This window comes from Streptomyces sp. NPDC030245 (assembly GCF_055572995.1).
This window is the reverse complement of record NZ_JBVICF010000009.1, coordinates 41,674-61,477: the sequence shown is the minus strand read 5'-3', so window position 1 is coordinate 61,477 and position 19,804 is coordinate 41,674. Positions and strand designations below refer to the sequence as shown.

Annotated in this window: 19 protein-coding genes; 12 read left to right on the top strand and 7 right to left on the bottom strand. The window is 71.7% G+C overall.

Annotated features, from left to right (window positions below; translation table 11 throughout):
• Positions 1–141: 141 nt before the first annotated feature.
• The 6 genes from ACZ4Z4_RS23735 to menC all read left to right on the top strand — a co-directional run bounded on the left by ACZ4Z4_RS23735 (position 142) and on the right by menC (position 5,633).
• The gene (locus tag ACZ4Z4_RS23735; RefSeq protein WP_468330593.1) at positions 142–1,029 is read left to right on the top strand and encodes an ArsR/SmtB family transcription factor; all 888 of its coding nucleotides are present in this window, start codon (positions 142–144) and stop codon (positions 1,027–1,029) included.
• 114 nt (positions 1,030–1,143) lie between these two features.
• A complete protein-coding gene (locus tag ACZ4Z4_RS23730) occupies positions 1,144–1,374 on the top strand; it encodes a hypothetical protein (RefSeq protein WP_468330590.1) in 231 nt (76 codons plus the stop codon).
• A 119-nt stretch (positions 1,375–1,493) separates the two neighbouring features.
• Complete coding sequence (locus ACZ4Z4_RS23725) at positions 1,494–2,540, top strand: dipeptidase (protein WP_468330587.1); 1,047 nt, start codon at positions 1,494–1,496, stop codon at positions 2,538–2,540.
• A 41-nt stretch (positions 2,541–2,581) separates the two neighbouring features.
• The gene (locus ACZ4Z4_RS23720; RefSeq protein WP_468331460.1) at positions 2,582–3,673 is read left to right on the top strand and encodes a M20 family metallopeptidase; all 1,092 of its coding nucleotides are present in this window, start codon (positions 2,582–2,584) and stop codon (positions 3,671–3,673) included.
• On the top strand, positions 3,670–4,458 hold the full coding sequence (locus ACZ4Z4_RS23715) for a GNAT family N-acetyltransferase (protein WP_468330584.1): 789 nt from the start codon (positions 3,670–3,672) through the stop codon (positions 4,456–4,458). Before ACZ4Z4_RS23720 ends, ACZ4Z4_RS23715 begins: the two co-directional genes overlap by 4 nt.
• Positions 4,459–4,532: 74 nt before the next feature.
• Entirely contained in the window at positions 4,533–5,633 is a 1,101-nt protein-coding gene (menC, locus tag ACZ4Z4_RS23710) for an o-succinylbenzoate synthase (RefSeq protein ID WP_468331457.1), read from the top strand.
• Between the two features lie 15 nt (positions 5,634–5,648).
• Here the strand turns inward: menC and ACZ4Z4_RS23705 are convergent, their stop codons facing one another.
• On the bottom strand, positions 5,649–7,298 hold the full coding sequence (locus ACZ4Z4_RS23705) for a PucR family transcriptional regulator (protein ID WP_468330581.1): 1,650 nt from the start codon (positions 7,296–7,298) through the stop codon (positions 5,649–5,651).
• 102 nt (positions 7,299–7,400) lie between these two features.
• On the opposite strand from ACZ4Z4_RS23705, the gene ACZ4Z4_RS23700 reads away from it, so the two are divergent.
• Entirely contained in the window at positions 7,401–8,147 is a 747-nt protein-coding gene (locus tag ACZ4Z4_RS23700) for a phosphotransferase family protein (protein WP_468330578.1), read from the top strand.
• Positions 8,148–8,207: 60 nt separating this feature from the next.
• Here ACZ4Z4_RS23700 and ACZ4Z4_RS23695 read toward each other — a convergent pair whose 3' ends face one another.
• Positions 8,208–9,179: a DUF3500 domain-containing protein gene (locus ACZ4Z4_RS23695; RefSeq protein WP_468330575.1), complete on the bottom strand. Its 972-nt coding sequence runs from the start codon at positions 9,177–9,179 to the stop codon at positions 8,208–8,210.
• A gap of 236 nt (positions 9,180–9,415) precedes the next feature.
• Here ACZ4Z4_RS23695 and ACZ4Z4_RS23690 point away from each other — a divergent pair, with 236 nt between their 5' ends.
• Positions 9,416–9,868 carry a hypothetical protein gene (locus tag ACZ4Z4_RS23690; protein WP_468330572.1) on the top strand — a complete coding sequence of 151 codons (453 nt, stop codon included), beginning with the start codon at positions 9,416–9,418 and terminating at the stop codon, positions 9,866–9,868.
• 24 nt (positions 9,869–9,892) lie between these two features.
• Positions 9,893–10,534 carry a maleylpyruvate isomerase N-terminal domain-containing protein gene (locus tag ACZ4Z4_RS23685; protein ID WP_468330569.1) on the top strand — a complete coding sequence of 214 codons (642 nt, stop codon included), beginning with the start codon at positions 9,893–9,895 and terminating at the stop codon, positions 10,532–10,534.
• 107 nt (positions 10,535–10,641) lie between these two features.
• Here ACZ4Z4_RS23685 and ACZ4Z4_RS23680 read toward each other — a convergent pair whose 3' ends face one another.
• Genes ACZ4Z4_RS23680 through ACZ4Z4_RS23665 form a run of 4 tightly spaced genes read right to left on the bottom strand, consistent with a single transcriptional unit; the run spans position 10,642 to position 15,256 of the window.
• Positions 10,642–11,712: a polyprenyl synthetase family protein gene (locus ACZ4Z4_RS23680; protein WP_468330566.1), complete on the bottom strand. Its 1,071-nt coding sequence runs from the start codon at positions 11,710–11,712 to the stop codon at positions 10,642–10,644.
• Entirely contained in the window at positions 11,709–13,415 is a 1,707-nt protein-coding gene (locus ACZ4Z4_RS23675) for a pyruvate, phosphate dikinase (protein ID WP_468330563.1), read from the bottom strand. Before ACZ4Z4_RS23675 ends, ACZ4Z4_RS23680 begins: the two co-directional genes overlap by 4 nt.
• Positions 13,416–13,475: 60 nt before the next feature.
• Entirely contained in the window at positions 13,476–14,108 is a 633-nt protein-coding gene (locus ACZ4Z4_RS23670; RefSeq protein WP_468330560.1) for a transcriptional regulator, read from the bottom strand.
• A complete protein-coding gene (locus ACZ4Z4_RS23665; protein WP_468330557.1) occupies positions 14,105–15,256 on the bottom strand; it encodes a TetR/AcrR family transcriptional regulator in 1,152 nt (383 codons plus the stop codon). Before ACZ4Z4_RS23665 ends, ACZ4Z4_RS23670 begins: the two co-directional genes overlap by 4 nt.
• A gap of 297 nt (positions 15,257–15,553) precedes the next feature.
• On the opposite strand from ACZ4Z4_RS23665, the gene ACZ4Z4_RS23660 reads away from it, so the two are divergent.
• Positions 15,554–15,841 (top strand): hypothetical protein, encoded by a 288-nt coding sequence (locus ACZ4Z4_RS23660; RefSeq protein ID WP_468330554.1) that lies wholly within the window; start codon positions 15,554–15,556, stop codon positions 15,839–15,841.
• A gap of 661 nt (positions 15,842–16,502) precedes the next feature.
• A complete protein-coding gene (locus ACZ4Z4_RS23655; RefSeq protein ID WP_468330551.1) occupies positions 16,503–17,507 on the top strand; it encodes a ParB/RepB/Spo0J family partition protein in 1,005 nt (334 codons plus the stop codon).
• 56 nt (positions 17,508–17,563) lie between these two features.
• Here the strand turns inward: ACZ4Z4_RS23655 and ACZ4Z4_RS23650 are convergent, their stop codons facing one another.
• Positions 17,564–18,367: an alpha/beta fold hydrolase gene (locus ACZ4Z4_RS23650; protein ID WP_468330549.1), complete on the bottom strand. Its 804-nt coding sequence runs from the start codon at positions 18,365–18,367 to the stop codon at positions 17,564–17,566.
• A gap of 313 nt (positions 18,368–18,680) precedes the next feature.
• Here ACZ4Z4_RS23650 and ACZ4Z4_RS23645 point away from each other — a divergent pair, with 313 nt between their 5' ends.
• On the top strand, positions 18,681–19,748 hold the full coding sequence (locus ACZ4Z4_RS23645; protein ID WP_468330546.1) for a cytochrome P450: 1,068 nt from the start codon (positions 18,681–18,683) through the stop codon (positions 19,746–19,748).
• Positions 19,749–19,804: the final 56 nt, after the last annotated feature.

Genomic DNA, 19,804 nt, shown 5'->3' with positions numbered 1-19,804 from the left:
CGTGTCACAGTGTTGGTCGGAGCGTCGAAGGCCGACGGGGGAGCCATGCTGCGCATCCATTTCACCGGCAGTGACCTGGGGAACGTGAGGCTTGCCCGGCGACCGGACCCTCTGTGGGAGATCGTGTGCAGCTTGTGCCGATTGCAGACCCGTGAGGGCGCCCTCGCCTTCGCGCCGTGGCGGCGGATGGCCGGCGGGCTGGTCCGCCGGGGCGAGGAGGCCCGAAGGGCGGCGTCGGCACTGTCCAGCCTGGTCCCGCGCGCGGCGTACTTCCCGGACTTCCTCACCCCGCCCGTCGAAGGCGGCCCTCCTGAGCTGAGGGAAGGCATCGACCGGGTACTCGCGACACCGAGGCGCCGACTGCGCCACGAACTGGCGCTGCTGTCGGCGGGCGGCGGACGGCCCCGGTCGGGCGCGGAGCTGGCGCGCGGAGACACGGCCGCGCTGACCGCGCTGGGCGGGCACCTCCGGACGTACCACCGGCAGTTCATCGCGCCGGTGTGGCAGCACATCGACGTGGCGACGGCGACGGACCGGGCCCTGCGCATGCGCGCCCTGGTGGACGGTGGGACGCGGGCACTGTTGAACAGTCTGCGGCCGATGGCGGTGTGGGAGCCGCCCGTGCTGACGGTCGACTATCCGGTCGAGTACGACCTGTATCTCCAGGGCCGGGGCCTGCTGCTGGTCCCGTCGTACTTCTGCTGGCGGCGCCCCATCACCCTGGCCGACAGCGAACTGCGGCCCGTGCTCATCTACCCGGTCGACAAGACGCCACCATGGTCCGCCGCCTCCCCGGCGGCGCTGGCCCGCCTGCTGGGGCCCACCCGCGCCGCACTCCTGTACGAGGCCGCCGCGCGCGCCTGTCCCACCACCTCCGAACTCGCCCACGCGACAGGGGTGTCGCTGCCCAGCGTCAGCCAGCAGCTCGCCGTGCTGCGCGAAGGCGGACTCATCGCGTCCCGACGCGACGGCAAACGCGTCCTGCACACCGCGACACCCTTGGGTCAGCAGCTCCTCGGCAGCTGCTGAGCCGCCGGCGCCCGCCCGACGTTTCGGCCGGAGCCAAAACCATGTGCGACGGCCGTCGCCCTGGCCTCACTGACGGGAACAGCCCTGGCGGGCACCTAGGCCCAGGCGGCCCCGGTGTCGCCACAGGCGGTCTCACCGACGGTCAAGCCCGCACCCGAGAGGATCTATCACACGACGGACGGGCTGAGCTCCTGCCCCAAGGGCCGCTTCTGCACCGAGACATGGGACCCGGTGAAGAGGAGCTGGAAGATCCACGAGTTCTGGTCCGTGTGGCCGGAGATACCCCCGAACAACAAGAAGGGCTGGGGCAACTGGTCGGACGCGTGGTTCATCCGTCCCTGCTGACGGGCCGCGGCTGTCGTTCGGGGATACGGAGAACTCCGCCGGAATTGGGTCTTCACGACGAACCCCGGCTCTTCCCTCTCGCCTAGCGTCACAGGCATGGATTCGAGGAGGAGCCGAAGGTGACCGAAGATCTGCACGGGCGCGCGCTCGTCGCCGACACGCACAACGACCTGCTCATGTCGGTGGTGGAGCGGCCCCCGCACCGCTGGGCGGCGTTCTTCCGCGAGCGGTGGCTGCCGCAGCTGCGCAAGGGGGGCGTGGACATACAGGTGCTTCCGGTGTTCGTGGACGACCAGTTCCGGCCCGAGGGAGCGCTGCGCCGCACCCTGCGGATGATCGAGTGCGCGCACGCCCTCGCCGAGGGGAACCCCGAGCACGTACGCCTGTGCCTGGACGGCGCGGACATCGACGCCGCGTTGGCGGAGGGGCGGATCGCGCTCGTGCTCGCGCTGGAGAGTGCGCCCGGGGTGGACGCGGACGTGGAGCTGTTCCGGACGCTGCACCGGCTCGGGGTGCGGATGGCCTCGCTCGCCCACTGGGGGCGGTCCGCGCTCGCCGACGGCAGCGGGGAGGACGCCACCGGCTCCCGGCTCACCGGCGACGGCGTCGCGGCGCTCCGTGAACTGGAGCGCCTCGGCGTCATGTTCGACATCTCGCATCTGGGGGCGGCCGGTGTGGCGCACGTCCTGGAGCTCGCCTCCCGGCCGCTGATCGCCTCGCACTCCGCGGTGCGCGCCCTCTGTGATCACCACCGCAACCTCACCGACGACCAGATCCGGGGCGTCGCGGCCACCGGCGGCGTCGTCTGCGTCAACTTCGTCCCCGACTTCCTGGCGGCGGAGCCGGAGCGGCAGACCGTCGACCGGGTCGTCGACCACATCGAGTACGTCATCGAGCTGGTCGGCGCCGAGCACGTCGGCATCGGCCCGGACTTCCTGCGGGAGGTCGCCGCCGACATCACCCCGCCGTGCTGCGACGGCGGCGACTACACCGGGGTCGCCCTCGACGCCTCGCTGCCCGGCCTGGACGGGCCCGCCGAGCTCCCCGCCCTGACGGCGGCGCTGACCGAGCGGGGGCTCGACGACTCCACGATCCGCGCGGTCCTCGGCGGCAATGTGCACCGGCTCTTCCGCGAGCAGCTCGGCAGGCCGGGCGGTGCCCGGTGAGCGGCGCGCTGCCGGGGCGGCCGGCGCCTCAGCTGCCCGCGATGCTCGCGGACCTCGAAGAACTCGTGGTGTGCGAGTCCTTCTCCGCCGACCTGGCCGCCGTGGCGCGCAGCGCGGACGTCGTGGCCACCCAGGGAGCACGCCTCCTCGGCGCCTCGCCGGAACGCCTCGTCGTCGACGGCGTCACGCACCTGCGGTGGACGTTCGGCGCGCCCCGCGTGCTGCTGCTCGGACATCACGACACGGTGTGGCCGATGGGCTCGCTGGCCACTCATCCGTGGTCGGTGACCGACGGCATCGCGCGCGGCCCCGGGGTCTTCGACATGAAGGCCGGTCTGGTGCAGATGTTCCACGCCCTCGCCTCGCTGCCCTCCCTGGAAGGCGTCTGCGTCCTGGTGACCGGGGACGAGGAAGTCGGTTCGGACACGTCGCGGGCGCTGATCGAGGAGATGGCGCGGCAGTGTGCGGCGACCTTCGTCCTGGAGGCGTCGGCGGACGGCGGTGCTTTGAAGACCGCCCGCAAGGGCACCTCCGCCTACGAGTTGGTGGTACGCGGCAGAGCGGCCCACTCCGGTCTGGAGCCGGACAAGGGCGTCAACGCGGCGGTGGAGGCCGCGCACCTGACCCTCGCCCTGGACGGTCTCGCCGAGGTGGCCGACGCCGGTGCCCGCGACGGCTGGCGCACCACCGTGGTCCCCACGGTGGTCAAGGCCGGCTCGGCCACCAACACGGTGCCCGCCGAAGCCACGGTCAGCGTGGACGTCCGCGTCCCCTCCCGCAAGGCCCAGGAGCGGATGGACACCGCGATACGCGCCATGAAACCCACGGTCCCCGGAGCGCGGGTGGAGGTCCGCGGCGGACCCAACCGGCCCCCGCTGGAGGAGGCGTCCTCCGCCGGCCTGTTCGCGCGTGCCGACCTCCTCGCCCGGCGGCAGGGTCTGGGGCCGCTGTTGTCCGCGGCGGTCGGCGGGGCGTCCGACGGGAACTTCACGGCCGGACTCGGCTGCCCCACCCTGGACGGCCTCGGTGCCGTCGGCGGCGGCGCCCACGCCGACGACGAGCACGTGGTCGTCGCCGAGCTGGCCCCCCGCGCCCGGCTCCTCGCCGCCCTCGTCGAGGAGGTCACCCGGTGAACACCCTCGACATACGGGAACTGCACGAACTGCATGAACTCGTGCGCGTCGACGCGCTGTTCGAGGAGATCTGGGGGAGCGCACCCGGCAGTACCCCCATGGGCGTCGAGCAGATGCGGGCACTGTCCCACGCGGGCAACTACGTCGCCGGAGCCTTCACCGAAGGCCGGCTGGTCGGCGCGTCCGTCGCCTTCTTCGCAGCCCCCGCCGGAGAGGCCCTGCACTCGCACGTCACCGGTGCGCTGCCCGGTCATCGGGCGGGCCTCGCCCTCAAGCTGCACCAGCGCCGGTGGGCCCTGGCCCGCGGACTACGACGCATCACATGGACGTACGACCCCCTGGTGCGGCGCAACGCCCACTTCAACCTGACCAAGCTCGGCGGGCTCCCGGTGGAGTACCTCACCAGCTTCTACGGGGAGATGGACGACGCCATCAACGGCGGCGACGACACCGACCGGGCGCTGATCTCCTGGGAGCTGGCGGGCCCCGCGGCGACCGCCGCCGCGACGTCCGGGCGCCCCGCCCCCGCGGCGGTTCCCGACGACGCCGTGACCGCGCTGACGGTACGGGACGGCCTGCCCGTCATCGGCCGTCGTGACGCCGCGACCCTGCTGGTCGAGGTGCCGCCGGACATCGAGGGGCTGCGCCGCGCCGACCCCGGCGCGGCGAAGGCCTGGCGCCTCGCGATGCGCGAGGTGCTCGGCGGCCTGCTCGCCGAAGGCGCCCGCGTCACGGGCTTCCACGACCGGACGGCCTACGTCGTCGAACGCGACACCACCACGTGACGCGTCTGCCCCCCTTGCTCCTCCCCAGCTCCCCTCTTCCGCACGTCCTCCCCAGGAGACCGAACACCATGACGATGAAGATCGACGGCATCGAACTGCGCCGGATCGCGATGCCCCTGCGGGCGCCGTTCCGGACCTCGTTCGGCGTCGAGACCGCCCGTGACGTCCTGCTCGTCCGCGTGGTCACGCCCGACAGCGAGGGGTGGGGCGAGTGCGTCGCGATGTCCGAGCCCCGCTACTGCTCCGAGTACGTGGACGGCGCGGCCGACGTCCTGCGCCGCTTCCTCGTCCCCGCGCTGCCCGCCGACGCGGACGCCCACGCGGTCAAGCGCGCCATGAAGCCGTTCAAGGGCCACAAGATGGCCAAGGCGGCGCTGGAGACGGCCGTCCTCGACGCGCAACTGCGGGCGTCGGGACAGTCCTTCGCGTCGTTCCTGGGCGCCGAGCGCGAGCGCGTGCCGTGCGGCGTCTCGGTCGGCATCATGGACTCGATCCCCGAACTCCTCGACGCCGTGGGCGGGTTCATCGACGAAGGCTACGTACGCATCAAGCTCAAGATAGAACCGGGCTGGGACATCGCCCCGGTCCGCGCCGTGCGGGAGCGGTTCGGCGACGACCTGCTCCTCCAGGTCGACGCCAACGCCGCCTACACCCTGGCCGACGCCCGCCGGCTCGCCCGGCTCGACGCCTTCGACCTCCTGCTCATCGAGCAGCCGCTCGCCGACGACGACCTGGTCCAGCACGCCGCGCTGGCCAAGCAGTTGCGTACGCCGGTGTGCCTGGACGAGTCCATCGAGTCCGCCGAGGACGCCGCCGCGGCCATCACGCTGGGCGCCGCCTCGGTCATCAACATCAAGCCCGGCCGGGTCGGCGGCTACCTGGAGGCCAAGGCCATCCACGACCTGTGCGTGGCCCACGGCGTCCCGGTGTGGTGCGGCGGCATGCTGGAGACCGGCCTCGGCCGCGCCGCGAACGTCGCCCTGGCCGCGCTGCCCGGCTTCACCCTGCCCGGCGACACCTCCGGCTCCAGCCGCTACTTCGCCACGGACGTCACCGAGCCCTTCGAGCTCGGCGAGGGCCACCTCGACGTGCCGGCCGGGCCGGGGATCGGCGTCGACCCGGTCGACGAGATCCTGGAACGGGTGACCGCGGCCAAGGAGTGGATCCAGCTGTAGCGGCGGGGCGTTCTGTCACCCCTGCACGTTCGACGGACGCATCAACCGCAGTTGCAGCATGAGAGCGAAGCGCGTCGAGGGATCCCGCAGGTCGACCTGCGCCACTTCGGCGACCCGCCGGATGCGGTAGCGGAACGTGTTGGGGTGGACGAACACACTCGCCGACGCGGCGATGACGTCGCCGAAGGCGTCCAGCCACGCCCGGAGCGTCTCGACCAGGTGCGAGCGATGGTGGGCGTCGTACTCCACGAGCCGGGCCACCGGGCCGATCAGCTCGTCCCCCTGCGCCGCGGCCATGTCCCGCAGGTCCAGCAGCAGCGCGTCGATGTACACGTCGCCGATCGAGGCGACACGTCTACCGTTCCCGTCAATATCGCCGCGGTCGCTCATCAGCACCCGCAGAGCCCGGTCCGCCCGGGTCCTCGACCTGCTGAGAGCCATCGGGTCGGTGGCCACCGACCCGATGCCGATCACCACCTGGGAGCGTTGGCCGGCGCGCTCCACGAAATTGTCCGCGACGTGCACCGCCCGCTCCCGGCCGGCCTCCGGGTCGGCGGGCACCGGCACGACGGCATAGGCCACGTCGCCCAGCAGGGCGAGAGCCGACCGGGGCTGCACGGCGTTGAGGTGGATGCCCAGCGCACTCGTCAGCCGCTGCCGTTCGGCGGCGAGACGCGCATGGTCGCCCCGCTGCCCTCTGAGGCCCATGGCCATCACCACCGTGGGCTCCTCCACGAGCCCCAGCCGGTCCAGGGCGTCGGCCGCCCCCGCTCCGCCTTCCAGGACCGTGCTCACGAGATCGGCGCGCAGCCGGTGCTGCGCGTCGGCGCCCGCCCGGTGGCGCAACAGGTGCAGCGCGACGAGCTTGGCCGCGTCCTGGAAGGCCTGCTCGCGGTCGGGGGTCAGTGGCTCCTCGACCGCGGCCCACACCGACCCCAGGAACTCGTCACCGGCGCGCACCGCGACGGCGACCCGGGGGAGGGCCGTCTCCCCCTCCTCGATCGTGGCCGGTGCGATGTGCACCGGCCGCTCACTGCGGTACAGCTCGCTGAAGACGCCCCGGCTCTCCAGGATCCGCAGGTACGCGTCGGGTACCCGGCGGGCCAGGATCGTGGCGACGCGCGCCTGGTCCGCCTCGTCCTGACGGCCGGAGAAGGCCAGGATGCGCTGGCGGCGGTCCTCGATCGTGATCGGCGCGTCCAGCAGTGTCGCGACGGCGTTGGCCAGCGCGAACAGATCACCGGAAGGGACACCACCCAGCGACTCCGCGCCCGCGTCCCCGACGTCCCCCTCGGTGAGCAGCGTCCGCAGGAGTTCCGTCAGCTGCGACCACGACGCGCCCTGGGTCAGGCCGATCAGCACCACGCCCGAGGCCGCCGACGCGGCTGCCAGCGCCTCGTCGCGCTCCACCGGACCGCGCACCACCAGGGCGGCCGCGCCGTGCCGGCCGAGCTCCCGCAGGAGCCGGGCGGTCTCCGCCGTCCCGTAGACCCCGACACCCAGCACGATGGCGCGCTGCGGGTACGTGACCTCGTCCCCCGGGTCGTGGATGACCACGCCGCCCACCTCGTCCGTCAGCTCGGGGCTGCCGTGCACGAGATCGAGCAGGGCAGGGCTGAAGTCCTCCATCACACGGACAAGACTGGTGCGAAGGTGCAACGGCATGTCACTGATCACCACCTCAGGCTGAGAGGCCGACTATCACCCGCTTCCGTACGGGCAAACAAGTTCGACCCCGCGCGAGCCGGTCCGGGATACTGCTCGCCCATGGATGAGGTCAACATCGTCGTCGCCCATTCCGAGCGGGCGACCCTGCGCGTCGGCGACGTGTTCCTGAAGGTGGACGTCGATCAGGCGCGCGTCGACGTCGAGGTCGAGGCGATGGCCCTGGCACCGGTCCCGACTCCGGAGGTCCTGTGGCGCAAGCCGCCCGTGCTCGCGATCGCCGCGCTCCCGGGGACGACGCTCGGCCGCCTCGGCGAGCCGTCGACCGCGTCGCCGGCGGCGTGGTCCGCGGCGGGCGCCGCCATCCGCGAGCTGCACGACGCGCCGCTGCCGCCCTGGCCCGGCCGGGCGGGCCGGAGCCGTGACGAGTTGACGGCGGAACTCGACGGCGAGTGCGAGTGGCTCGTCGCGAACGGCGTCCTGCCCGCCGACCTGGTCACCCGCAACCGCCGCATCGCCGAGGCCGCGCTCCGGCCGTGGACCCCGGCGTTCACACACGGAGACCTGCAGATCGCGCACGTATTCGCCGACGGCGACGGGATCACGGGCATCATCGACTGGTCCGAAGCGGGCCGCGGCGATGCCCTGTACGACCTCGCGACCTTCACACTCGGACAGGAGGAACACCTCGGCGACGTCATCACCGGCTACGGCACCGACGTCGACGTCGACGTGATCCGCGCGTGGTGGTCGCTGCGAAGCCTGCTGGCGGTCCGCTGGCTGGTCGAGCACGGCTTCGACCCGACGGCGCCGGGTTGTGAGGTGGACGTACTGAGGTCCCGGATGTGAGGCCACCGGAACCGGGATCGGCTCCCGCGGCGTCCTGGCAGCCTCCGGGACGGCTCGCTCCTACCCGTGCTGGTCCGCGTAGTGCGCACGGAGCAGGTCGATCCCCCAGTCGTGGCGCAGGTGGCGCCAGACCGAGTGGGCGTGGTTGCCGTCGTCCTGGGTGTTGTCGTACTCGATGAGGAAGTCAGGGGCCCGGACGCAGTAGTAGTGCTGATCCCCGGGCGCGCGGCCGCCGGCCCATGCGAAGGCGACGGCGTCCAGCCCCCGAGCCACGGTGTCGTCCCAGCACTGCCGTGCGTACGCCGTCGGCGCGCGGTCGAGGTAGCGGCGCACCAGGCGTTCTAGGATGCCGCGTTGACTTGGCGTCATGTCGGCGTGCGTGAGTCCTGTCGGCAGCCGGTCGGGGGCGGCGAACGGGTCGTCGCGGGTCAGGATGTCGTCCGGCGCCACACTGTCGAAGACCGCGACCGCCCGCCGGTCGGGGTCGAGGTCCGTGACCAGTTCCCTGGCCAGGTCCTCCTCGGGCCCCAGGAGCCGACGGCCCGCCCGCGGGCCCTGCGTGACGCGCGCCGGCTCCGAACCGATGAAGTGCGGGGTCACCCGGACGCCCGCGGCCGTGACCAGTACGTGTACCGCGAGGTGGTGGCCGTTCATCCGCCACGCCCAAGGGGCGTCGCCGTCCGGGTCTCCGAGCAGCCGCAGCCAGTAGCGGTCGGGGGCTCCCGCGGCACCGGCCAGGGCGCGGCGGTGCCGCTCCACCTCGATCGCACCGCGGGCCAGCTCGGCGCCCGCCGTGCTGTGCGCCGCGACGAGCAGCCCGTCCACCGCGGCGCGCTGGCCGTCGTCGAGTCCCTCGGTCGACAGGCCCGGACGCGAACCGGGCAGGTACGTCCACTCGCGCAGTTCGGGCGCGTCCAGGCGGCCGGGGCCCACACGCAACTCACGTACCTGCTCCGGCTCCAGGACGGACAGCAGCGCGTGCGCCGCCTCCCGCATGTCCGCGGACGTCGCCATCCAGGAATCCCCGTCCACCGTGTCTCCTCCGCCTCGCTCACGTGCGCGTACACGGGGCGGTGTCGCCCCTGTGACCCATGGTGCGTCATCCGGCGGCAGCAGGGGCCCGTTCCCGGGCCAGGAGCCTCGAAGCACGAGCCACGAGCCATGGGCCGCGTTCTCGCCGGTGCCGGCGGCACAGGCATGATGTCCGGCAGAGGGCGGCGATCCGTCGCCTCGGTCGAGGGTCGAGGAACGTCCGAGAGGCGGCTGGCGTGTTCGTCCTGCTCATGTACGGTGCCCTGCTCGCCGCGCCCCTCTGGGCCATCGCGGTCGCGGTCAAACTGGTGTCGGTGGCCCTGCCGGGGCGCCGCCCGGACTGGCCCCGGGACCTGCTGCGCTGGAGCGCGGGCATGGCGGCGGCCGCAGCCGTCATCGTCTATACGATCGGCCTCGGTGCGGTCCAGTGGGACGCGCACGACGCCGAGTCGGGTGCCTCGTCGTCGCCGGCCATGCCCTGCCGCTCACTCCCACCCCGCACCCTCGACCGGCTCTCCGGGCACGAACCGTCCTACATTCCGCTGGGGTTCGACTGCCTGCTGGACGACGGCAGCGTCGTCGCGGGCAGCGGCCCCTACACCTTGCTGAACACGGTGGCGGCCGCCTTCGCCCTCGCGGCGGTGCTGGCGCTCGTCACGATCACTATGCGGACTGCTCGGCCGAAGTGATCTTCATGGGGGCAGGATGCCTGCATGACGACGGAGATACGCGAGGCGTACCTACTGGCCGCTGAACGGGCCGTGCAGCTCCTGGAGACGGAAGAGCTCAGGCGTGACTGGGCGAAGGAGTCCCTGTTGCCGGGGATGTCAGTGGGCGGATTGGCCGGTCATCTCGCGCGCAGCGTTCTTCAGGTCGAATGGTTCCTCGACGGCGACGTGGTCGGCGCGGAGCCGGTGACACCGGTGCGCTACTACGCCAGGCTCGTGGGCACGTCCGTTCCCGACTCCGAGCTCAATGTCGGCGTGCGTGCGCGCAGCGAGGAAACCGCCGCTGCCGGTCCCGTCGCCGTGGCCGAGCAGACGAGGGCCGCATGGCGGCGGCTGTCGGAGCGGTTGGAAAGCGAACCGGCCGGTCGGCGCGTGGCCGTCCTGCACCGGCCCGGAGAGGAGATGCTGCTCGACGGCTACCTGGAGACACGCTGTGTCGAACTGGCGGTTCACCTGGACGATCTGGCGCTGAGCGTGGGCGTCCCCACGCCGGCCCCCGGAGCCGCACTCGCCGTGGCGATCGACGTGCTCGTCGCGGCTGCCCGCGACCGACACGGCGATCAGGCGGTGCTGCACGCCCTGACGAGGCGCGAACGCGACACCGGCCAAGCCCTGCGCGTTTTGTAGGCGGACCCCGTCCCGCTCAGCGCGTCCTGCTCCGCGCATGCCGTCCGCGCATGCCGGAAACCGCCTCCCGCCGACCGAACAGCCCACGTCGACAGTGCGGTCGTTGGTCACCCGGCTCGCTCGACGCTCCACAGCGGCAGCTGCTCGAAGAAGCAGACCGCCTCCTCTCGCCACCGGGGGCGCCAGCCGGCGGCCAACTCGGACGCCTGCTGCGCGTAGCGGCGCATGTCCGCCCGCATGCGGTCCGCCACGCCGCGGCGTTCACCGATCTCACGGACGGCGGCGATCGTCTCCGGCGTGCAGGACGCGTCGCCGAGCGCGGTGTCCACCACCGTCCGCTCGGTGTCGTCGACGGCCGCGAGGAGAGCACGGACGGTGTAGCTGTGCTTGCCGTCGCGGAGGTCGGTTCCGGTCGGCTTGCCCATGGCGTCAGGGTCCCCGAACAGGTCCAGGTAGTCGTCGCGCATCTGCCCGCAGACCCCCACCAGGCGTGCGTACTCGCGCAGTTGACCCTCGAAGAGCCGCGGCTGTGCGCCCGCGGCCAGCAGGCCGAGTTGCAGGGGAGCGAGAATCGAGTAACGGGCCGACTTGTAGTCGGCCACGCAGTGCAGAACGCTCTCGTCCGGCGCGGTGGCGAAGTCCCGTTCCAAATCCACGATTTGACCCATGAACGTGTCGGCCATCGCCCGCGTCTGCACCTCGACCATGGCCTGCCGCACGTCCGTCGGTACCTTCGCGTCCAGCAGCACCTGAAGCGACAGGGCCAGGGCGAGGTCACCCGCGAGGACGGTCAAGCCCAGGGCCGCCTGCGGGTGGTCGGGGAACCGCCGACGGTAGGCGTAGTAGGTGGACGGGCCGCCGCGGCGGACGGGGCCGTCGTCGATGAGGTCGTCGTGCACCAGACCGTGGGTCTGCAACAACTCGACGCTCAGCGCGGCGGCGTCCAGCCCCTCGACGGGCTCGTCCGTCACCAGACGTGCCGCTTCACGCAGCAGTACGACCCGCATCCGTTTACCGCCCCGCAGGGACAACTCCCGCAGCAGATCAAGGCACTCCGGGGTGAACCGGCTGAACGACGGCACGTCGAGCCGGGTGTCCAACGATACGAAGTACTCCTCGAACAGCGCGTTGAACCAACGCTCGTATCCGTTGACGCGTTCGAGGATCTGCTGGGTCATGAGTCGTGTCGTGCTTCCTGTCCGGAGCTCGGCGCCGCCGTGCTGGAGTTGCGACGGTAACCTCGCAGGACGGCCTGCGCCGAGGCGAGGCGTTCCGGCTCGGCGCGGTCGCCGTCGGTGCCGCTCGCGACGTCGTCCGCCCAGCCGAGCAGCCGGTGCAGGTGGGGGTCGGTCGCGTCCGTGGCGACACGGGGCTCGCCCACGACGACCTCGCCGCTCGTCCCGTCGAGAGCGATGAGGGTGCCTTCGGGCAGGGTGCGCCCGCCCGCCCGCACACAGTTCGCGGCGGCGTCGACGGTGAGGCCCGCGGCGCCCACGACGGCGGGCTTCCCCATCGCCCGCGCCACCACGGCCGCGTGACTGGTCGGCCCGCCGCGTGCGGTGACGACCCCGGCCGCGGCGGCCAGGCCGTGCATGTCGAGCGGCGACGTCTCGGGGCGCAGCAGGACGACCGGCCCGCCGGCCGCCAGCCGCGCCGCGCTGTCGGCGGTGGTGGCCACTCGGCCGACGGCGACTCCGGGGGAGGCCCCGAGCCCCCGGGCGAAGACGTCCCGTGGATCGATCGCCGCGATCCGCGGGGTCCGCACCTGGGCGAGTTGCTGGGGCGAGACGCGCAGCAGGGCCTCGTCACGTCCGATCGTCCCCGCCTCGGCCAGGTCCACCGCGAGCCGGACCGCGGCGCGTCCGACGAACCGCCCGGGGCGCACCTGGAGGACCCACAACTCGCCTGCCTCGAAGGTGAATTCGACGTAACAGGCGTCGCGGTAATGCTCTTCGAGCCGGTCCAGTGCCGCGGACAACTCCGCCCATACGGCGGGTTCCCGGTCGGCCAGCTCGCTCAGGGGGCCGGTGAGCGAGGTGCCGGAGACGACATCGTCGCCCTGCCGGCCGAACAGCACCTCTCCGAACGGAACCGGCTCGCCGGTGTTGGGATCGCGGCTGAACGCCACACCCGTACCGCTGCGTCCGTCGCGGTTGCCGAACACCATCGCCTGGACGGTGACCGCCGTGCCGAGGTCGCCGGGGATGTCGTGCAGCGCCCGGTAGGTCTTGGCGCGCGGGGTGTCCCACGAGGAGAACACCGCCTCTACGGCCAACTCCAACTGCCGCACCGCGTCCTCGGGTACGGGTTCGCCGCTCTGCTCGCGGATCAGCTGCTCGACCTCGCGGATCGCACTCTCCAAGCCGCTCAAGTCGTCGTCCTGGGCGTCGACGCCCCCCTCCGCGTCCGCCAGAACCTGTTGCGCGTCCGCCAGGCTCTGCGGGCCCACGCCCACCACCTCCGAGGCGAAGCTGGTCAGGAAGCGAAGCCGCGAGTCCAGCGCGAAGCGCGGGTCGCCCGTCTCCTCGGCCAGCGCGGCGGTCGCCTCGGAGGTGAGTCCGAGGTTGAGGACGGTGCTCATCATGCCGGGCATCGACACGGGGCCGCCGGAGCGGACCGACACGGCCAGCGGCCGTACCGGACCGCCGAGCGTACGGTGCGCCGCACCCTCCAAGACGCGTACGGCGTCGGCCAGTTCGGTGCGGAGGCCGTCGGGGAGCCGCCCGGTGCGGAGGTAGGCGCGGCATGCCTCCGTACCGATGACGAACCCCGGTGGTACGGGCAGCCCCAGACGCCGCAGCACGATGAGCCCGTGCGCCTTGCCGCCGAGGACGTCCACGGTCTCCTCGACCTCTGCCGAGAGCGGATGGATCCAGGTCATCGCGTTGTCATCTCTGCGTCGCCTCTGCTGATTCGGCTGCGGGGAGGGGCAAGGACTGTCTCAGTGGCGCGGGATGCCGAGGGTGGTCAGCAGGTCCTCGTGGAGCTGGAACCACACGGTGTGGTACGAGGCGGTGCTGTCCGTCACGTACTCCAGCGCGCCGGACCTGGCACGGGCGAGCGCGTCGGCGAGGCGGACGGGGTAGCGCTGGAACCGGAGCAGCGCCGCGGAAAGCTCCGCGCACAGCGGCTCGGCACGTTGGTGGAACTCCGTGAACCGGTCGAGGACCCGGGCGTCGTACGCGGAGTCGCTGTGGTCGTTCATCGTCATGCTGCCGTCGACGCTGCGGGTCTGCCAGGCCGTGCACAGGTCGAGCAGTTCGGGGTTGAGGACGAGGAACCGGTCGAAGGCCGCGGAGAGCGCGGGCCGCACGCCGGCCGCCGCCACCTCCTCGGCGATCCGCTCGGCGTCGGCGGCGCGGCCGGCGTCCGTGAGGCCCCAGCCGCCGAAGTCGCCCGCGGTGCGCGTGACGAGGCCGTCGACGGCGAGGTCGATCAGTTCCGACTCGACGTCGGACTCGGACAGTCCCGTCGCGCCGGCGACGGCGGACAGGCCCGAGAAGCCGATGCAGCGAAGGGTGTGGAGCACCAGCAGGTCGGTGCTGGTGGCGTTGGACGAAACGGGCTGGGTCATGGCGCGGCCCCATCGGGTTCGGTGTCGGAGAGGTCTGCGGTGGTGCGGTCGGAGGCGGCCGTGGCCGCGGCATGCGCGGCACCCGGTCCTTGGGCTCGGGTGACGATCGTGTCGTGCTGGACGCGGACGGCGTACTCGGTGGTGTCGTCGGCGTCGGGAACGCCGACGGCCGACGCCAGCAGGTTGCGCTCGTCGAGGACGAGACGCAGGCGGGGGCGGTCGGCGGGGCCGAACACGCGCCAGAGGCTCTGGGCGAAGTCGCCGATCCTCAGTCGGACGAGGCGTCCGATCTCGGCGGGGACCGCGGTGGTGACGGCCACGGTGACCTGGTCACCGGCGCGTGCGGCGCGGACGGCCTCTTCCGCGGCTTCGAGGCGGCGGGTGCCGAGGACAGTGATCACACCGTGCTCGGCGAATGCGACGGGACGCCGGTCGAGCAGGTCGCGCAGCTCCTGTGGAGGGTTCCACGGGTCGCGGCAGGCTTGCGCGGGCGGGACGTACGGCAGGTGGGGCGGGTCCCAGGTGTCGGTGAGGGGAAGACCGGCGAGGTGCGCGCAGGCCTGCGCGATGTCGAAGGGGTCGCCGAAGCCGAGTGCCGGATCCGCCGAGGTGCCCGGTCCGTCCAGCAGCCGCAGGACGAGTTGAGCCCGCCGTACCTGCCGCGCGGGCGGCGCGACGACGGACCCGCGCGCGTCCAGCGACTCCAGCGCGAGGGCGAGCAACAGCGCCTCCAGGCGCGTGACGTGGCCGAACGCGGCGCGCAGCGGTTCGTCGTCGAGCACCTCGGCCAGGGCAGGCAGCCGCACGCGGCCGAGGGAGGGGGCGTGGTCGGCCAGCGGCAGCCGTTCGAGCCGGCTCCGGGCGAAGGCGCCGAGGGCCTCGGTGGTGGAGGCGGGGGAGGGGGCCGCGGCGCCGGTGCCGTCCTCGGCGGCGACGCCGCGCTCGACCATGTCGAGCAGCACCGCCAGATAGAGGGCGCGTTTGCTCGGGAAGTTCGAGTAGACGGCGCCCCGCGTCAGTTCGGCCCGCTCGGCGATCCGGTCCACCTTCGCCAGGGCGTACCCGTGCTCGGTGAACTCCGCCTTCGCCGCAGTCAGCACGGCGGCGCGGGTGCGCTCCTGCTGCTGGACCCGGGTCAACCGGCCCATCGACGACTCCTTCCGTCCCTTGCTGCGCGGCCGTTCGGCACATAGCCGTTCCTGCGCCGGAGCACAAGTGTCGGTGCCCAGGATCGAAGATACACTGAACATCCCGATGGTGGGACCATCCGAAGTCGGCGTACCGCGGTCCGGCAGCCGGTGATCGACGGAGCGGCAGTGAATGGTTCCAGAAAATTGGATGTTTATTTTTGAAGTGACGGGGTTCCGCACCTCGCGGCCACCGCTCCTCCGAACGGCTCTCGAACAATTCTTGCCCGGCTTTCCCGGTGTTGCGATGCTCGACCGATGGCCGAACGAACAGCTTATGAATTGCTCAGCCGTGAGGAGATCGACGACATTGCACGATGCGCCCTCCTCGGCGCGTACAGGCCGCGCCGTCGTTACTTTTTCGGGCTTTCTTTCATGGCGGTGGTGCCCGCAATTACGTCGGTGGTGTGCTCGGTGGCATTCCGGTTGGCGCGCCGGCGTCTGCTGCGCCGGCTTCGGCGCACCCATGGCGATACCCCGTTCAGATGGCCGGACCTGCTCGCCGAGGTGCGCCGCCGGAATCGGAATGCTGCCCTCCGTACATGATGACCGCCGGTTTCGTCGTCCTGGACCGGCGGTGCGGCAGATCTGTCCGGATACCCCCGCCGTCGCCCTGTCGCCCGTGCGGTACCAGGCTTCCAGGGCGTCCGCGACGGTTCAGGCATCCAGACCACGAGGGCCCGCCGAATGCTCTGCGCAGGTTCTTCGTCTTGACAGACATCGACGGAAAGCGATCAAATTTGCGCAGTGTCACGGTGTTCCGTAACCGACGGGCGAGCAAGGAATTCGTTGGGCGGGGATATTCTGCTACGGGGGCGAGGTTCGTATGCGACGACTATGCGGACTGCGATTTTGTTTCACCGTCATGACCGCCGCCTTCGTTTTCCTTTCTCGGTGTAAATTACCGCGATGATATGACGCGGAAACGGTACGGGAGAAGGTGAAGCGGTGCGTCTTCACGGCGCCCGAGACCGCCACCGAACCGTACTCGTTCTATCGACTTGTCGCCTCTGCCCGCTCGGCATGACGCGTCGATGAGTCACAGCGGAAACACACCTCACAGCAGAAGCGGCCGCGTCCGGCTGCCCATTTCCACCGACCCACGATCGCCCTCCGGCCCTCTCAACCACGCACCCCGAGGTGATTGACCATGATCGGTAGGTTAGAAGCCCATGCCGTTCGGACGGCGGAGGTGTCCGGTGCCGACATGCCGGGACGCGGCGGCGGGACGAACACGGCCCCGGGCGCCGGGTCTGCGCAGCCGCTGCCCGTCGAGTACGTACCCGTCGAAGCCCTGCGGACGTCGGGCGGCCCGCGCACCGGCGGGGAGGACGAGGAACACGTCCAACTCCTCGCGGCACTGGACACGCCGCTCCCGCCCATCGTGGTGCACCGCCCCACGATGCGCGTCATCGACGGCGCGCACCGACTCCAGGCCGCCCTGCTGCGCGGCGACGACCGCATCCTGGTCCGCTACTTCGACGGCGCGGAGGCGGACGCCTTCGTCCTGGCGGTCCAGCTCAACAGCGAGCACGGGCTGCCCCTTTCGCTGTCCGACCGCAAGGCCGCCGCCGCCCGGATCGTCGCCTCGCACCCCCAGTGGTCCGACCGCAGGATCGCCGAGGTCGTGGGTCTCGCCGCGAACACCGTGGGGGCCGTACGGCAGCGTTCGACTGCGCAAAATGAGCAGCCGAACGCCAGCATCGGCCGGGACGGACGGGTGCGTCCGCGCAACGGGGCCGAGAGACGGCTGCGTGCCGGGGAGCTGATGCGCGCCAACCCGGAGGCCTCGCTGCGCGAGATAGCCAGGCTCGCGGGGATCTCGGCGGCCACCGCCAGCGATGTGCGGGCCCGGCTCAACCGGGGCGAGCCGCTGGTCACACCGCAACAGCGGCAGGCCGGAGCCCGGGAGAGTCCTACCGGGGCAGTGGTCCGGGGCTCCCTCCGGCCGGACGGCCAGGCCAGCGACGTCCTGCTGGTGAGCCTCAGCAAGGACCCCTCTCTGCGGCTCACCATGGCCGGCAAGATACTGCTGCGGGCACTGCGGGTCTCCTCGGTGGACGCGGACGGCTGGGCCCGCATCGTGGACGCGGTGCCGCCGCACCGGCAGGAGGTGGTCGCCCGCCTCGCCCGGGAGTGTGCCAACGCCTGGCAGTATCTCGCGGACCGACTGTCGGAACGGACCGCCGAAAGCACCACCGAGGCGGGGTGAACCGGCTGCCCGGGGACCGCCCGCGAGATGCGGGAGGTCCCCGTGGTGCGCACGGCTCAGGGCGCGCCGAGGAAGGCGAGGACGTCGCGGGCGAACTCGGGCGTGCCCAGGACGTTGTGCCCACGCCGGGGGTACCGGACCAGCCGGGCCTCCGGAATCCGGGCCGCGGTCTCGTCGAACATCTCCTGAGAACACAGGCGGTCGCGGCCGCCGCACAGCACGAGCGTGGGCGCGCGCACCTCGGCCAGCCGGTCACGGACGTCGAAGCCGTCCTCGGCCAGCAGCGTCGCCTTCAGGTCCGAGATGTCGCGCGGCGGCGGATTCAAACGCCCTGCCAGCCACAGCGGAACCGTCAGCAGGCGCTGTAGCAGCGGGTTGCCCGTGATGGCGGGAGCCGCCCGGTGCATGCCGGACCGGCCACGCTCGGCCGCCGCGATCAGCTCCCGGTGGAAGCGCCTGCCGACCGGCCCCAGGGTGTACGCGGCGCCGGCCAGGACCAGCCGGTCGACCACGTCGGGATGGTCGACCGCCAGTTGCAGGGCGATCGAACCACCGGTCCCGTGCCCGAGCACGGCGACGGGGCCGGGAAAGCGCACACGCAGGGCCTCGGCGTGTTCGGCGGCCAGTTCGCCGATCGTCGTGCCGACCGGCATGCCGGGGCGGCGGTTGGTCCAGAAGACCTCGTACCCGGCGGCGGCGAACGGCGCCACCAGCCCGGCCGCCCTGCGCCGCTGTGCGCCGGGCGGCGGCACCGTGTGCGTCATCGTGAATCCGGACAGGAGGACCAGCGGCTTTCCGGAGCCGAAGGCGAGATGGGGCAGACCGGTACTGAATGTGCCTTGCTCGGTCGCTATATCCATGGGGTCACCTCTCGTACTGGACGCACTCGGCGGCCAGGAGAATGCCGAGTTCTGGACGGACGTACGCGTTCGGGAGATCCGATGAGCGTTCGTGGCCACATCTCATGCGTGCGGTTACGCTGACGCTCCAACCGGGGCCACCAAATATCGCACAGAACACGCGAGTTGGTCGTCGGGCCGGTTTCTCGGAAGAGTTGAGGTGTCAGAGTTGTCCGCCGTACTGCCTCCACATCACCTGGGTCCCCTACCGGAATTCATGGCCGGTGCCGATACCGTTCCGGTAAAGCGAATCCGAACGCCGCCCGGTGACGAGATGTGGTTGGTGAGCGACTACGCCCTGGGGCGCCGGGTGCTGACCGACCGCCGCTTCAGCAGGGCCGCGGCGGCGGCCGGGGACGCCCCGCGGCTCAACTCGGCGGCGCCGTCCCCCACCTCGATGATGAGCCTGGACGGCACCGACCACGCCCGGCTCCGCAGGAACGTCACGGCCGCCTTCACCACCGGGAAGATGACCGGTATGGCCCCGTTGGTGCGCGGCACGGCGGTGGACCTGCTGGTCGGCATGGAGCGCCTCGGCAGCCCCGCCGACCTGGTGTCCTCCTTCGCCGAACCGCTGCCGGTGGCCGTACTGGGCAGCCTGCTCGGGGTGCCCGTCGAGGACCGGGCGATCTTCGACTCCTGGGTGGAGGTGCTCTTCGACATCACCGCGAGCAGCGACCTGGAGAAGAGCCGGCAGCGGCTCCAGCTCGTCGACTACATGTCCACCCTCATCGACCGCAAGCGGCTGCGGGACGACGACGACCTGCTCACCGACCTCATCCGGGCCCACGACGGCGACGCCTTGTCCAAGGCCGAACTCGTCAGCCTAGGACTCGCCCTGCTCACGGCGGGATACGAGACGACGGTCGGGCAGATCGGCCTCGCCGTACTCGTCGTACTCCAGCAACGGATTCCCCGGGAATTCGTCGAGGACGCGGCGCGGGCGGACGCACTCGTCGAGGAATTGCTCCGCCTCACCCCGTCGACCGCCATAAGTTTCCCGCGTGTGGCACTTGAGGACATGGAACTCGGTGACGTACGAATACGCGCGGGAGAAGCGGTGGTGGTCTCCTTGCTGCACGGAAATCGCGACGACAAGGTATTCACCGCACCGGAAGTCCTGCGGGACGACAGGTCGTCGGCCCATCTCACCTTCGGGCACGGAATACACCGCTGTCTCGGCGCGCCACTGGCGCGGCTCCAGGTGCGGACGGCACTCCTCGAGCTCTTCGAGCGCTTTCCCTCGCTGCGGTTGGCCGACGACGAACCCGCGGCACCCGCCGTCGTGTGGAAGGACGGACTGATCACTCGGGGGCTCAGCTCCTTGCGCGTGGCGTGGTGAACCGTCGCCCGCATCGGCGGGACGCGGACCACAAGGACCGGCAGGACCGGCAGAAC

Coding starts and splice junctions, on each gene's coding strand:
- ACZ4Z4_RS23655 (WP_468330551.1), top strand. CDS start 16,503: ATGCCGGGACGCGGCGGCGGGACGAACACGGCCCCGGGCGCCGGGTCT.
- ACZ4Z4_RS23645 (WP_468330546.1), top strand. CDS start 18,681: ATGTGGTTGGTGAGCGACTACGCCCTGGGGCGCCGGGTGCTGACCGAC.
- ACZ4Z4_RS23675 (WP_468330563.1), bottom strand. CDS start 13,415: ATGACCTGGATCCATCCGCTCTCGGCAGAGGTCGAGGAGACCGTGGAC.
- ACZ4Z4_RS23670 (WP_468330560.1), bottom strand. CDS start 14,108: ATGACCCAGCCCGTTTCGTCCAACGCCACCAGCACCGACCTGCTGGTG.
- ACZ4Z4_RS23700 (WP_468330578.1), top strand. CDS start 7,401: ATGGATGAGGTCAACATCGTCGTCGCCCATTCCGAGCGGGCGACCCTG.
- ACZ4Z4_RS23665 (WP_468330557.1), bottom strand. CDS start 15,256: ATGGGCCGGTTGACCCGGGTCCAGCAGCAGGAGCGCACCCGCGCCGCC.
- ACZ4Z4_RS23650 (WP_468330549.1), bottom strand. CDS start 18,367: ATGGATATAGCGACCGAGCAAGGCACATTCAGTACCGGTCTGCCCCAT.
- ACZ4Z4_RS23680 (WP_468330566.1), bottom strand. CDS start 11,712: ATGACCCAGCAGATCCTCGAACGCGTCAACGGATACGAGCGTTGGTTC.
- ACZ4Z4_RS23660 (WP_468330554.1), top strand. CDS start 15,554: ATGGCCGAACGAACAGCTTATGAATTGCTCAGCCGTGAGGAGATCGAC.
- ACZ4Z4_RS23720 (WP_468331460.1), top strand. CDS start 2,582: ATGCTCGCGGACCTCGAAGAACTCGTGGTGTGCGAGTCCTTCTCCGCC.
- ACZ4Z4_RS23705 (WP_468330581.1), bottom strand. CDS start 7,298: ATGCCGTTGCACCTTCGCACCAGTCTTGTCCGTGTGATGGAGGACTTC.
- ACZ4Z4_RS23685 (WP_468330569.1), top strand. CDS start 9,893: ATGACGACGGAGATACGCGAGGCGTACCTACTGGCCGCTGAACGGGCC.
- menC (WP_468331457.1), top strand. CDS start 4,533: ATGAAGATCGACGGCATCGAACTGCGCCGGATCGCGATGCCCCTGCGG.